We start from the raw sequence: 13507 nt of genomic DNA on the forward strand, positions 1-13507 counted from the left end.
TCACGACCTGTTTGTATGGTTCGTGTACGGCCTCCCGGAATGCTCTGTCTCAGTTGAGAAACGAGTGTTCCGAAGGGAGACCCGGCGATGGTCCGGATCAAACAGCGCCGCGTGTGGGCGGCGATTTTGGCTGTGGGGGCCGTGACCTCACTGGCCGCCACCCCGGCGCAGGCCGCGAACAACGCGTGGAGCGCCGATCTGTCCACTGTGGACGGCAATGACGTCAACGTCGCCTACACCGGTGGCACACTGTCCATTCAGGACACGAAGAGCGAGAGAAAGCCCGGCGAGGGCGCGCAGGGTTACCTGTTCATCGGCGAGCACCAGCTGGTCAAGCCCGCGAACCGGGTCTCCGCGCAGGTCACCGGCGCGAGTGCCGAGGTCGACGTGCGAGGCAAGCTCGGCGCCGAGGACTGGACCGAGTGGACGCCCGCCGGTACCCCGTTGCCGCAGACCGTTTCCTCAGTCGAGGTGCGCGTCTCGCTGCGCGGCGCCGACGCGAAGGTGCGCGACGTGAAGCTGAGCGCCGACCAGGCGCCGCAGGTCAACTCGATGGCCGCCGCCGCGGCTTCGCCCGGCCTGACCTACAAGATCTACGCCACCCGTGAGGGCCTGGTCGGCGGGACCACCGCCAACGGCCACGTGATCACCAACCGCGACCACTTCGTCGCACTGCCTTCCGGGAAGCCGTTGTCCCCCAAGGGAACCGGCAACTACAGCGTGCGGGTCTGCCTGACCGACAACAGCCGGTGCGAGTACGCGCCGGTGTGGGACGTCGGCCCGTGGAACGAGCGTGACGACTACTGGAACCCGTCGTCGGTGCGCTCGATGTGGAAGGACCTGCCGCAGGGCAAGCCCGAGGCGTACGCCGCGAACAAGGAAGGCTACAACGGCGGCAAGGACGACCGCGGCCGCCGCGTGCCCAACCCGGCCGGTATCGACCTGGGTGACGGCGTGTTCTGGGATGGACTGAAGATGTCCGACAACGGCTACGTCAACGTCACCTACCTGTGGACCGGCTCCGGCCCGACCGGTGTCGTCACCACCGCGGGCGACCCGATGAACGTCCGCGGCAGCGCGAGCACCTCCGGCGCTTTCAAGGGTTTCGCGGCGAACTACGCCAAGGTGAACATCGAGTGCTACGTCGAGGGCGAGACCGTCACCGGGCACTTCGGCACCAGCAACATCTGGGACCGCATCGGTCCGGGGCACTACGTCTCCGACACGTACCTGAAGACCGGCTCGGACCTTCCGGTGGCGCCGAAATGCGCATGAGCCTGATTCTCGCGGCGACCGGAGTCGCCATGGCCGCGATGTCCACTGTGGCCGGAGCAACCACCGAAGCCGCCCAACCGCTGATGAACCTGAAAGCCTCTGACCAGGGCATGGCGTACTGCCTGTCAGTGGAGAACAACAGCGTCGCCGAAGGCGCGAAGGTCGTTCTCTGGTCGTGCACCCTGGAGTCGGCGCAGAACTGGACCTACACCTCCGCCTACCAGTACAAGAACGCCAAGAGCGGCAAGTGCCTCTCGACGCTGGGCGGTGGAACGGCCAACGGCACGAAGCTGATCCAGGCCACCTGCGGTGGCGGTCCGGAGCAGAAGTGGGAGAAGTCCCCGCCCACGGCCTCCTGGTACGCGCTGGAGAACGTGAAGAGCGGCCGGGTGCTCTCGCTGGCCAACAATGGCGCCATCACCAACGGCACCCCCGCGATCCTGTGGGCGTACAACGGCGGCGGCGAGCAGAAGTGGTCGCAGTAGTCACCTAGCACAAGGAAAGAGCCCGGCGGATACCCCTCCGCCGGGCTCTTTCGCACTTTCGGGCAGCTTGAACGGCACGTTTGGCCGCACCGGGGGATATCAAGTACCGGCCACCGGCAGCGAGACTGGTCGGCATGACTTCACTCGACATCCAGAGCGTTGACTCGCTGCGTGCCGCACTGACCGGGGTCGCCTTCGCACCGGGCGACGACGGCTACGACGAGGCCCGGCGCGTCTGGAACGGCGAGATCGACCGCCACCCCGCCGTCATCGCGCGCTGCGCGAGTGCCGAGGACGTCGCGGCGAGCCTGGCGTTCGCGCGGGAACAGGGCCTCGACATCACCGTGCGCGGCGGCGGGCACAACCTGAGCGGGGCGGCCGTGCAGGACGGCGCGCTGATGATCGACCTGAGCGGGCTGCGCGCCATCGAGGTCGACCCCGAACACCGGACCGCACGGGTCGGCGGCGGCGCCACCTGGGCGGAGCTGGACGCGGCCGCGCAGGCGCACGGGCTCGCGACGCCGGGCGGCACGGTGAGCGACACCGGCATCGGCGGGCTCACCCTCGGCGGCGGGTTCGGCTGGCTGACGCCGCGGCACGGGCTGTCGATCGACAACCTGCTCTCGGCCGAGATCGTGCTCGCGTCCGGCCAGGTGCTCGAGGTCTCCGAGTACGACCACTCCGAGCTGTTCTGGGCGATCAGGGGTGGCGGCGGCAACTTCGGCGTGGTCACCGAGTTCCGGTTCAAGCTGCACCCGGTCGGCCCGCTGGTCCAGCTCGGGATGTTCTTCTGGAGCGTCGAACACGGCGCGGAGGCGCTGCGGTTCGCGCGGGACGTGCTGGCCGGGCTGCCCGAGGGGATGGGCGCGATGATGGTCGGGTTCAACGCGCCGCCCGCGCCGTTCGTGCCGGTGGAGTACCACCTCAAGCCCGGCTACGCACTGACCATTGTGGACTTCGACGGCGGCAAGCTCGACGACGTGGCCGCGAAGATCCGCGATGGCCTGCCCGCCCAGTTCGAGATGGTCAGCCCGATTCCGTACGCCGAGCTGCAGAAGATGCTCGACGCCGCGATCCCGCCGCATTCGCTGTCCTACGAGAAGTCGGTCTATGTCGAAGAACTGACCGACGAGCTGATCGACGTGATCACGCGGTATCTGCCGCGGAAATCCTCGCCGATGTCACTGATGCCCATTTTCCCGATGAACGGTGCATATTCGGCGACGCCCGACGAGGCGACGGCATTCGGCGGTACCCGGCGGCCCGGTTTCACGCTCGGGCTCGCCGCCGGCGCGCCGAACCGGGAGTTGTTCGAGGCCGACCGCGCTTGGGTGCGCGCGTTCTGGGAAGCGCTCGTGCCGCACTCCAGCAACTACGGCGGCTACGTGAACTTCATGTCGGAGTTCGAAAACGACCGCGTGCGCGCGTCGTACGGCGCGGCGAAGTACGAGCGGCTGGCCCGTATCAAGGCGGTCTACGACCCGGAGAACGTGTTCCACCACAACGCGAACATCAAGCCAGCGCAGATATGAACCAAGCTGATGAATTCACAACCATGAACACTGACGTTCGTGGGTGTACAAGCACATTGCCGTTGTGTAAAACTGCCTCGGGGCCCCCGGTTGCATTCTTCCCCCCGAGGATGGCGAACAGTGAATCTCAGTCGTAGGACCCTGCTGACCAGTGCGGCGACAGCAGCCGTCGCGACGGCCGCGGTGCCGCTTTCCCCTGCGCTGGCAGAGGAAAGCGGCACGCTGGCGACGTTGCGCTCCGCCGCCGAGTACACGGCGGCGAAAGCGAAGGCCGTCGCGCCGTCGCTCACCGGTTTCCCGGTGATCACCAAGGCCGAGAAATGGTCTTATTCCCAAAACGGCGACTGGGTCGGCGGATTCTGGCCCGGCACGCTGTGGATGTCGTATCTGTACACAAAGGACGAGCAATTCAAGACGCTCGCGACCCAGTGGGCCGACAAGCTCGCGCCGAGGCAGAACGACACGAGCACGCACGACCTCGGCTTCCTGTTCTACCCGTCGTGGGTGACCGCGTACCGGGTGACCGGCGAGGCGAAGTGGCGTGACGGCGCGATCCAGGCCGCGTCCTCGCTCATCCAGCGGTACAACGACAAGGGCCACTTCATCCGCGCCTGGGGCGCGCTCAGCACGCCGGGCAACGCCGGCCGGGTCATCATGGACACGATGATGAACCTCGACCTGCTGGCGTTCGCGAGCAAGGAGACGGGCGACCCGAAGTACCTGAACATCGCCATCGAGCACGCCAAGACCACGCAGAAGGCGTTCCTGCGCCCCGACGGGTCGACCCCGCACGTGTTCGACTTCGACCCGGCGACGGGCGCGGCCATCGGCCCGAACAGCGTCCAGGGCTACAGCCCGGCGTCGTGCTGGTCGCGCGGGCAGGCGTGGGGCATCTATGGGTTCACCACGATGTACCGGCGCACCGGCGACCCGCAGTTCCTCGCCACCGCGCGGAAGCTGGCCGACTTCGCGCTGAGCAAGCTGACCCCGGACAACGTGCCGGTGTGGGACTACCTCGCCCCGCAGGCGCCGAACGACGTCAAGGACGCCTCGGCGGGCCTGATCATGGCGTGCGGCCTGCAGGACCTCGCCGTGGCGGCGCGGCGGCCCGCCTACCGGGACGCGGCGCTGCGGATCCTCAACGCGACCTCGAAGACCTGCCTGACCCGCGAGTCACAGCGCGCGGAGGCGGCGGTCGCCAGGTGCACCCGTAACCGGCCCGCGGAGGACGGCGTCGAGGTGTCGCTGCCGTACGCCGACTACTACCTGCTCGAGGCGATCCTGCGGGTGCTGCGGCCCGCCGAGGTCTCGCACGCGATCGGTCTCTGATCCGCTTGCCGTGGGGGTCGTGAGTGGTACGGCCGGTTCTAACCGGCGAAAACACTCACGACCCGGTCCATATACCAATACGGGGTATGATGGACCGGGACGAGTGCGTTGGGAGAGGGTTGCGATGGCGAGCTACAGCACCGACAAGGAGGCCTACCTCAAGCGGCTGCGCCGCGTCGAGGGGCAGATCCGGGGGCTGCAGCGGATGGTCGAGCAGGACAAGTACTGCATCGACATCCTCACCCAGGTCTCCGCGGCCACCAAGGCGCTGCAGTCCTTCTCGCTCGAGCTGCTCGAGGAGCACCTGTCCACCTGCGTGGTCGACGCGGCCGCGGCGGGCGGCAAGGAGGCCGAGGTCAAGGTGAAGGAAGCCTCAGACGCGATCGCGCGGCTCGTGCGTTCTTAGCGCCTAGTGGTGATGGTGGGCGTGCACCTTGGCGTGGCCGAGGCCGCGCCCGATCATCCACTTGTTGACCGGCACGGTCGCCACGAACGCGATCACCAGCGAAAACACCAGTGACGCCCAGAACAGCCAGTTGCCGAGCCCCGCGTCCATGGCGCCGGGCACCGCGACGATGACGGTGTTGTCGACCAGTTCCATCACCGCGATGGAGACGGTGTCGGCCGCCAGCGCGACCTTGAACGCCTGGCCGAAGCCCATGCCGGAGCGCAGCACCCCGCGCATGGTCAGCCCGTAGCCGAACACGAACGCGAGCGCGATCGAGAGCACCACGGTCGCCGCGTTGTGCAGGCCGAACGCGGTGCCGAGCACCATGCCCAGCACTTCACCGATGGCACAGCCGGTCAGGCAGTGCAGTGTCGCGGAGATCGCGGTGGACCAGGACGCCTTGTCGTTCATGGCGTGTACCCTACCCCCCATGGGTATAGTCCGCGACCCGCAAAGGAGCCCGAAGTGACCGAGACGACCTTCGCCGTCGAGGGGATGACCTGCCAGCACTGTGTGAAGTCGGTGACCGAAGAGGTGTCGGCGCTCGACGGCGTCACCGCCGTCCAGGTCGACCTGGCCTCCGGCGCGGTGACGATCACCAGCACCGGCGACCTCGACCCGGCCGAAGTCCGCGCCGCCGTCGACGAGGCCGGCTACCAGCTCACCGCCTGATCCCCGGGTCGTGAGTGGTACGGCCGGTTCTAACCGGCCGTACCACTCACGAGCCTTTAGCCGAGCAGCTTGGTCATGGTCGCGATCTCGGCCTCCTGGCCGTCGATGATCGCCTGGGCCAGTTGCTTGGCGCCGACGTGCGCGCCGTCGCGGAGCTCGTCACGGGCCATGGTCACGGCGCCGCGGTGATGCTCGATCATCGCCTTGAGCCACTCGGCTCGCGTGCCGGGAGCCATCCCGTGGTCCATGCCCTCATGGCCGGACGCGAAGGCGCCCCACTCCTTCAGCCAGCCGGTGAGACGGTCGATCTCGGGGGCCTGGGCGGCCTGGATCCGGCGAGCCAGCTCGGTCACCGGGGCATCCGCGTCGGAGGGCAGCTTTTCGGACATGGTGAGCGCCTGCCGGTGATGTGGGATCATCCGCTGAGCGAATGTCACATCGGCCGGGTTATGGTCCGCATCCGGTGAACAACCGGCCAGCGCGAGTGCCGCGAACAGCACGAAACCTGCCATAAATTTCTTCATAATTGTTTCCTCGCTCGAGGTGGTACGGGACTGGTACGGCGTGAAATCCGCCGATCAGATCCGCAGCACGCAAGCGAGGTGCAGGATTTCCCGTCCGGTCACGGCGGGCGGGGGCGCCCGTGCGAATGCGCGGGAAAGCGCGAGGCCCGCCATGCGCACACCTGAGCGGAAACGACTCCGAAGCGCCATCAGTGTCACAGCGGCGGCCGCGAACGCGAACAGGACCGCCAGGCAGAGGTGGAGCATCCCGTCGTGCGTGCCGCCTGCCGCCTCGTCGGCGACCGGCTCCGTAAGGACTTCCGGCGCCGCGGCCATGACGTGCGAATCCCCATGTCCAGCCCCATGCGCGGCGACGACGTGGTGCATCGCGACCACGCCGAGCAGCAGCGCGCAGAGCAGCGCCCAGCGCACGATCGGGTGACTGCCGGAACGGGACATCGTGATCATGGTAATCCATGCGTGTTCGCGCATGAGCACGGCTGTGCAAAAGGTTTTCGCTATACGTTGACCCAGATGGCGCAATCCCCTACCTTTGCGGGGATCTCCGCCGCACGCGCAGATTTATCACAACCGAATCACCTCGAAAGGGTGGAGATGCGAAGGCCGACGAAGAAACTCGTCGTAACCGTCTTGCTCACGCTCTGCGGAACGCTGGGGCTGACCGGCTGCCAGGATCAGAACACCGGTTCACTGGCCGATCCCAACGTGAAACAGACGAAGATCGCGTTCATCCCGAAAGTGAAGGGCATCCCCTATTTCGAAGCGATGAACACCGGTGGGCAGGAAGCCGCCAAACAGCTCGGCGTGCAGTGGATCTTCACGGGACCGGTGACCGCCGACGCGGGCGCGCAGGTCGACATCATGCATCAGCTCGTCGACCAGAAGGTCGACGTGATCGTGGTCGCGCCCAACGATCCCGACACGCTCGCACCCGCCATCGCCGACGCGAGACGCAAGGGCGTCCACGTGCTGACGTCCGACACCGACGCGCCGCGCTCGCAGCGTGAACTCTTCGTCAACCAGGCCGACGTCGACGGGATCGGGGCCGCGCTGACCGAGGCGCTCATGGCGAAGATGGGCGGCCAGGGCAAGTACGCCATCGTCTCGTGCGGCCCGGCCGCGCAGAACCTCAACGCCTGGATCGCCGCGCAGAAGGCCTACACCGCCCGGAAGTACCCGAAGGCCCAGATCGTCGACATCGTCTACGCCAGCGAGGACGAGGAAGCCGCGACCGTGCTCGCGAAGGAACTCATGCGCGACCACCCCGACCTCACCGGGCTGGTCGGCGAGTGCACCACCTCGGCGCCCGGTGTCGCGAAGGCCGTGCGCGAGGAGCAGAAGATCAGCCAGGTCTACACGGTCGGCGTCGGCACCCCGCAGGCCATCAAGCCCTATCTCGCCGACGGCTCGTGCTCGATGTCGGTGCTGTGGAACGTCGAGCAGCTCGGCTACCTGACCGCGTGGGCCGCGAAGCAGGTGGCCGACGGCAAGCAGCTCCCCGAGACCAACAAGGTCAGCGGCGAGCTGCCCGCCGTCAAGTACAACGCCGAGCAGAAGATGCTCCTGCTCGGCGACCCGCTCCGCATCACCACAGAGAACGTGGACCAGTTCAAGTACTGAATCCCCCTTCCCCCGGGCTCGGCCGGTCCACGTGAACGCCACTTTCACAACGTTGAGCGTTGCGGAAGTGGCGTTCACGGGGATCTAGCCGGACAAAGCGGAACTCCGTCCGCGACCCCGGCACCGGTGCGAGCGCCGAGCCGAACGAGCTGCCCTTGATCTGCACCCCGCCGATGGTGGCGAGCGGCGGCGCCTTCGTCTTGTAGACCTGCACCGGGCGGCAGTCCGCCGCCGGCATAGATGCCTCGGAAGCATCGAGGAGATTAACGAGCCCGCCTGATGGCATGCCCGGCCGCGGCGCTGCCCAGTATCAGCACCAGCGTGGTCATCGCCACGCGGCGCTTCTGCTGGGTGCGCTGCTCCTTTTTGACGGCCTGCATCGACGTTTTCGTTGGCGTGTAAGGCTTCTTGACCACCGGGGGTGGCGGTGGCGGCGGAGGCGGGGGTGGCGGCGGGGGCTGCGGCATCGGCGGCGGCGCCGGTGGCGGGACGACCGGGGGCCGTTCCACCGGCGGCGGCGCGGCGGGTGGCGCCGGTTCCGGCGGCGCGGGCTCCGGCGTGGACGGTGGCGGCGGCTCCGGCGTCTCGGACGGCGGCGGTTCGGGGGTCGGCGTCGGCGTGGGTGACGGTGGCGGCGGAGGAGGAGGGGGTGGCGGGACCGGCACGGAGATGCAGCCTGCCGCGTCGGAGCTGACCAGCGGCGGCCCGGAGGCCAGTTCGTTCACCGAACCGTCGCGGCCGATCCGGAACAGCACGCTGCGGGTGCCGATCCGGTTGGCCGTGGTGTAGATGGTGCCGTCGGGGCCGAGCACGAGCGCGCCGTACGCGGTGCCCTCCGGCAGCCTCGGCAGGCTCGGCACCGTCTTGGTGATCCCGGTGGCCGGGTCGATCGTCACGACCGCGCCCTTCGCGCGGAAGGACGTCGAAACGCCATAGAGCAACCCGTCCGCCGGGTTGTAGTCGAAATCGTCGACGCCGATGGCGAGTGTGATCGGACGCAGCGAGGTCCGCTTCAGCACGGCCAGATAGTCCGGGCTGGCCGGGTCGACGTCCACCGTGTAAAGGTTGCCCTCTTTTCTTATGTACCAGCGGTTTCCGGCAATGGCTCCGGCGGTGGCGCCGGTCACCACGCTCCACGGGCCGACCTTACCGCCGATCTTGCGTACCGGCCCCAGGTCGGCCGTCCGCCCGGTCCGGTCGATGGTGAGCACGTGCCCGCCGTCGTGAAAGCGGCCCTTCTTGTCACCGTCGGCAACGCTGTAGACCAGGTCCTGAGTGGCCGAATGGCCGAGCGCGTTGACCCAATACCCGATGGACGGCAACGGTTGTTCGGCCGCTTCGGGCAGATCGACCAAGGAGATCCGCGAAGTCGGACCCTCTTGGACATTCAGTGTGTGCATGATCCGGCAGCCTGCGGCCTGCTGAGCCGCGGCCGAAGAGGTGACCAGCACCGGAAGTGCGGTCATCGTGACAACGCCTGCCAGCGCGAAGAGTTTGCGCACGTCAGCTCAGCCGGTCGAGCGCGGTGGAGATGGCGTCAGGGCCGATCCTCGCGCCACCGGTGAACGGGTTCTGCAGCTGGTAGATGGCGAACAGCAGCAGGGTGATCGTGCCGGCCAGAGTGGACACGATGATGACGTGCGCGGCGAGCTTGGTGCCACCGAACAGGTTCGGCAGCAGCACCGTGACGATCGTGCCCAGTATCAGCGCGAACCAGACGACCGCGCCGACGCCCGCGTCCTTCGCGGCCGCGATCCGCGCTTCCCTTGCCTGGTAGACCTGCCAGAGCTGGTTCGTCGCCTCGATCTTGCGGTCCTTCACCCAGTCTTCCTCAGCGGGTGCCTCGGCGACCGCTTTGCGCATTTGCTCGAGCTGACCCCACCCGGTGTCGGGCACCTTCCCGCCGTCACGCATCCGCGGCCATTCCTGCTGCGCCACCGTCTTCGAGTACGCGGCGGCCAGTGTGCGCACCTTGTCCTTGGTGGTGTCGCCGAGCGCGTCGGACGCCCAGGTGGCGGCGACCAGGCTGTCGGCTTCGAGGGTGGCGCCGTCCTGGGTGGACTTGACCGTGTCGAACTGCGCGATCAGCACGAACGCGACCAATACCGCCTGCAGTCCCGCGACGATGGTGAACACCTGACCGGCGGCGTCGTTGTTCTCCGCGCGTCCCTCGTCCCAGCCGAACCGCCTGACCAGGTACCCGACGACGGCGGCCGCGACGGCCGCTCCGGCTACCCAGAGGATGCCGGAGACGTAGATGTTCATTCTTTTCCCTCCCGTGGACGGTTCAAGTTAGCCAGCGGAGATCACGGCTTCAAGACCGCCCCCCGCAATTCATTCGAGTGGTTCTACGCAAAGGCGCGCGTGTCACTGAGTTGGCGCAATTCGGCGGGCGTATCCCGGCGAACGGGGCATTTTTGATGACTCGTCCGTTCGGCCGCTAGTCCAATCGTGAACATGCTGCGTAACCTCTTGTCACGACAAGATGATCTTTGCCAGACTTGGCCCGAACGGACCAGCGCGACAAGGAGTGTTGACGACCGGTCAATCGTAGGACGACTGGCGTTCAGGTGAATATCGGCTCTAACCCATTCGTGCGCTTGTCTGCCGTTCGCGGGTTGCTATGTTGAATCCACGGGGCGGACTACCGGGGAATAATTCACCAAAAACCCTGTTTACCGCATTTTCAAAACTACATTTTTCCGCGCGACTATCGATGGGTGGATCTTGCTGTGACCGTGACCGAATCGGACACTTCTGCCGCAGGCTCTCAGGGTGCCGAACATTCGCAGTTGAGCTTGGGCCGGGCCGCCGCACGCAACCTGGCCACGACGACCAAATCGGTCCCGCAGATGCAGGGCATCTCGTCGCGGTGGCTGCTGAAGATGCTCCAGTGGACGCAGGTCAACGGTGGTGCCTACCGGGTCAACCGGCGGCTGAGCTACGCGGTCGGCGACGGCAGGGTCACCTTTGAAAAGACCGGCACGGACGTCAAGGTCATCCCGGCGGAACTCGGGGAACTGCCGCCGCTCAAGGGTTACGAAGACGAAGAGGTACTGCCGGAGCTGGCGCGCCGGTTCACCCAGCACGAGTACGAACCCGGTCAGGTGCTCGTCGAATTCGGCAGCCCGGCCGACACCGTCTACCTGATCGCGCACGGCAAGATCAGCAAGACCGGCATCGGCGAATACGGCGACGAGACCGCGCTCGGTGTGCTCAAGGGCGGCGACTACTTCGGCGCGCAGGTGCTCACCTCGGCCGACGGGATCTGGGAGTTCACCGCGAAGGCGGTCACCACGGTCACCGTGCTCACGCTGAGCCGCCAGGCGTTCGAGCAGGTGCTCGACCAGTCCGAGACACTGCAGGCGCAGATCGCCGAGGCGACGTCGGAGAGCGGCAGGTCCAACAACTTCGGCGAGGCCGAGATCGACATCTCGTCCGGCCACGACGGGGAACCGTTGCTGCCCGGCACTTTCGTCGACTACGAGACCAAGCCGCGCGAGTACGAGCTCAGTGTCGCGCAGACCGTGCTGCGGGTGCACAGCCGTGTCGCCGATCTCTACAACAATCCGATGGACCAGATCGAGCAGCAGTTGCGCTTGACCATCGAGGCGCTGCGTGAGCGCCAAGAGTACGAAATGATCAACAACAAGGACTTCGGCCTGCTGCACAACGCGGACTTCGCCCAGCGGGTGCCGACCCGCACCGGCCCGCCGACCCCCGACGACTTCGACGAGCTGCTCTCGCTGGTGTGGAAGGAGCCCGGTTTCTTCCTGGCCCACCCGAAGGCCATCGCCGCCTTCGCCCGTGAGTGCTCGAAGGCCGGCATCTACCCGACCGGTGTCGACGTCGGCGGCCACAAGGTGCCCGCGTGGCGCGGCGTGCCGATCTTCCCGTGCAACAAGCTCGAGGTCAGCGGCACCCGCACGAGCAACGTGCTGCTGATGCGCACCGGCGAGCAGAACCAGGGCGTCGTCGGACTGCGCCAGATCGGGCTGCCGGACGAGTACGAGCCGGGACTGAATGTCCGCTTCATGGGCATTTCCGAGCAGGCCATCATCTCCTACCTGGTCAGCACGTACTACTCCGCCGCCGTGCTGGTGCCGGACGCCATCGCGGTGCTGGAAGGCGCACAGATCGGCTGATCTGTCCCGCTCCAGCCTCTGTCCCGGTGCGTCCACGGTGGACGCGCCGGGTCCTGCCAGCACCCCGAAACCAGATAGGCGGATTCTGCAATGACCACAACGGAGCCGGAGCAGCGGCTGAGCCTAGGCACAGCGGCCGCGCGCAAGCTGGCGACGACCACCAAGACCGCGCCGCAGATGCAGGGCATCACGCCGCGCTGGCTGCTGAAGATGCTGCCTTGGGAAGAGGCCAAGGGTGGCGCGTACCGGGTCAACCGGCGGCTGACGTACACCGTCGGCGACGGCAGGGTGAGCTTCACGAATGTCGGCGCCGACATCAGGGTGGTGCCGCAGGAGCTGTCCGAATTGGCTCTGCTGCGTGGTTTCGACGACGAGGACACCCTGGTCGCGCTCGCCGACCGCTTCGTGCAGCACGAGTACCGGCCCGGTGACGTGATCGTCGAGCGCGGCACGCCAGCCGACGAGGTCGTGCTGATCGCGCACGGCAAGGTCGGCAAGGTCGGGCCTGGCGAGTACGGCGACGAGGTCGACCTCGGCAGCCTCGCCGACGGCGACCACTTCGGCGAGGAGGTGCTCAGCGGGATCGAGCGGAACTGGCTGTTCACGGCCAAGGCACTGACCCCGGTGATCGTGCTGAAGCTGCGCTCGGCGGCGTTCCAGGACCTCAACGGGCGCTCCGAACTGCTCCGCGTGCACGTCCAGAACTCGCTGGCCAGCGGCGAAAAGCCGCAGAACGCCCGCGGTGAGGCGTCGATCGACCTGTCGTCGGGTCACGACGGCGAGCCGTGGCTGCCCGGCACGTACGCCGACTACGAACTCGAGCCGCGTGAGTACGAGCTGACGGTCGCGCAGACCGTGCTGCGGGTGCACACCAGGATCACCGACCTCTACAACGGGCCGATGAACCAGCTGGACGAGCAGCTGCGGCTGACCGTCGAGGCGTTGCGTGAGCGTCAGGAATACGACCTGATCAACAACCGCGAGTTCGGCATGCTGCACAACGCCGACCTGAGCTCGCGGATCCACACCCGCAGTGGCCCGCCCACCCCCGACGACCTCGACGAGCTGTTCAGCCGCCGCCGCAAGACGAAGTTCTTCCTCGCGCACCCGCGCACGATCGCCGCGTTCGGCCGTGAGTGCACCAAGCGCGGGCTGTACCCGGAAGGCACGGTCGTCGACGGCAAGGTCGTCAACGCGTGGCGTGGCTGCCCGATCCTGCCGTCTAACAAGATCCCGATCTCGGAGACCGGCACCTCGTCGATCATCGCGATGCGGACCGGGGTCGACGACAACGGCGTGATCGGGCTGCACCAGACGGGCCTGCCCGACGAGTACCAGCCGGGGCTGAACGTGCGGTTCCAGGGCATCACCGAGCAGGCGATCGCGACCTACCTGGTCAGCGCCTACTACTCGGCGGCCGTGCTCGTGCCGGACGCGCTCGGCGTACTCGAAAACGTCGAGATCGCGCGCTAGAGGG

General features: G+C 67.1%; 14 protein-coding genes. 9 read left to right on the forward strand and 5 right to left on the reverse strand.

The window, feature by feature from the left end:
* Positions 1 to 87: 87 nt before the first annotated feature.
* The 5 genes from ACFV15_RS08085 to ACFV15_RS08105 all read left to right on the forward strand — a co-directional run bounded on the left by ACFV15_RS08085 (position 88) and on the right by ACFV15_RS08105 (position 5027).
* Positions 88 to 1275, forward strand: a complete 1188-nt coding sequence (locus ACFV15_RS08085; RefSeq protein WP_378349470.1) for a hypothetical protein — start codon at positions 88 to 90, stop codon at positions 1273 to 1275.
* Entirely contained in the window at positions 1266 to 1760 is a 495-nt protein-coding gene (locus tag ACFV15_RS08090; RefSeq protein ID WP_378349471.1) for an RICIN domain-containing protein, read from the forward strand. Before ACFV15_RS08085 ends, ACFV15_RS08090 begins: the two co-directional genes overlap by 10 nt.
* 134 nt (positions 1761 to 1894) lie before the next feature.
* Positions 1895 to 3292, forward strand: a complete 1398-nt coding sequence (locus ACFV15_RS08095; RefSeq protein WP_378349472.1) for an FAD-binding oxidoreductase — start codon at positions 1895 to 1897, stop codon at positions 3290 to 3292.
* Between the two features lie 120 nt (positions 3293 to 3412).
* Positions 3413 to 4621 (forward strand): glycoside hydrolase family 88 protein, encoded by a 1209-nt coding sequence (locus ACFV15_RS08100; RefSeq protein WP_378349473.1) that lies wholly within the window; start codon positions 3413 to 3415, stop codon positions 4619 to 4621.
* 124 nt (positions 4622 to 4745) lie between these two features.
* Complete coding sequence (locus ACFV15_RS08105; protein WP_091294644.1) at positions 4746 to 5027, forward strand: metal-sensitive transcriptional regulator; 282 nt, start codon at positions 4746 to 4748, stop codon at positions 5025 to 5027.
* A gap of 3 nt (positions 5028 to 5030) precedes the next feature.
* On the opposite strand, the gene ACFV15_RS08110 is transcribed toward ACFV15_RS08105, so the two are convergent.
* The gene (locus ACFV15_RS08110) at positions 5031 to 5480 is read right to left on the reverse strand and encodes a DUF4396 domain-containing protein (protein WP_378349474.1); all 450 of its coding nucleotides are present in this window, start codon (positions 5478 to 5480) and stop codon (positions 5031 to 5033) included.
* Between the two features lie 54 nt (positions 5481 to 5534).
* On the opposite strand from ACFV15_RS08110, the gene ACFV15_RS08115 reads away from it, so the two are divergent.
* Entirely contained in the window at positions 5535 to 5741 is a 207-nt protein-coding gene (locus ACFV15_RS08115) for a heavy-metal-associated domain-containing protein (protein WP_378349475.1), read from the forward strand.
* 56 nt (positions 5742 to 5797) lie between these two features.
* On the opposite strand, the gene ACFV15_RS08120 is transcribed toward ACFV15_RS08115, so the two are convergent.
* Together ACFV15_RS08120 and ACFV15_RS08125 are read right to left on the reverse strand one after the other, a co-directional pair.
* On the reverse strand, positions 5798 to 6253 hold the full coding sequence (locus ACFV15_RS08120) for a DUF305 domain-containing protein (protein WP_378349476.1): 456 nt from the start codon (positions 6251 to 6253) through the stop codon (positions 5798 to 5800).
* A 66-nt stretch (positions 6254 to 6319) separates the two neighbouring features.
* Positions 6320 to 6703 (reverse strand): hypothetical protein, encoded by a 384-nt coding sequence (locus tag ACFV15_RS08125; RefSeq protein ID WP_378349477.1) that lies wholly within the window; start codon positions 6701 to 6703, stop codon positions 6320 to 6322.
* Positions 6704 to 6859: 156 nt separating this feature from the next.
* Here ACFV15_RS08125 and ACFV15_RS08130 point away from each other — a divergent pair, with 156 nt between their 5' ends.
* On the forward strand, positions 6860 to 7885 hold the full coding sequence (locus ACFV15_RS08130) for an autoinducer 2 ABC transporter substrate-binding protein (protein ID WP_378349478.1): 1026 nt from the start codon (positions 6860 to 6862) through the stop codon (positions 7883 to 7885).
* Positions 7886 to 8148: 263 nt separating this feature from the next.
* On the opposite strand, the gene ACFV15_RS08135 is transcribed toward ACFV15_RS08130, so the two are convergent.
* A complete protein-coding gene (locus tag ACFV15_RS08135) occupies positions 8149 to 9387 on the reverse strand; it encodes a DUF6923 family protein (protein ID WP_378349479.1) in 1239 nt (412 codons plus the stop codon).
* A gap of 1 nt (position 9388) precedes the next feature.
* Entirely contained in the window at positions 9389 to 10150 is a 762-nt protein-coding gene (locus ACFV15_RS08140; RefSeq protein ID WP_378349480.1) for a hypothetical protein, read from the reverse strand.
* A gap of 467 nt (positions 10151 to 10617) precedes the next feature.
* On the opposite strand from ACFV15_RS08140, the gene ACFV15_RS08145 reads away from it, so the two are divergent.
* Both ACFV15_RS08145 and ACFV15_RS08150 read left to right on the forward strand, forming a co-directional pair.
* Positions 10618 to 12030: a family 2B encapsulin nanocompartment shell protein gene (locus ACFV15_RS08145; RefSeq protein WP_378349481.1), complete on the forward strand. Its 1413-nt coding sequence runs from the start codon at positions 10618 to 10620 to the stop codon at positions 12028 to 12030.
* A 90-nt stretch (positions 12031 to 12120) separates the two neighbouring features.
* Positions 12121 to 13503, forward strand: a complete 1383-nt coding sequence (locus ACFV15_RS08150; RefSeq protein WP_378349482.1) for a family 2B encapsulin nanocompartment shell protein — start codon at positions 12121 to 12123, stop codon at positions 13501 to 13503.
* The last annotated feature ends 4 nt before the right edge of the window (positions 13504 to 13507 follow it).

Origin of the sequence: Amycolatopsis sp. NPDC059657, assembly GCF_042734395.1 — a bacterium.
Classification (GTDB): Bacteria; Actinomycetota; Actinomycetes; order Mycobacteriales; family Pseudonocardiaceae; genus Amycolatopsis.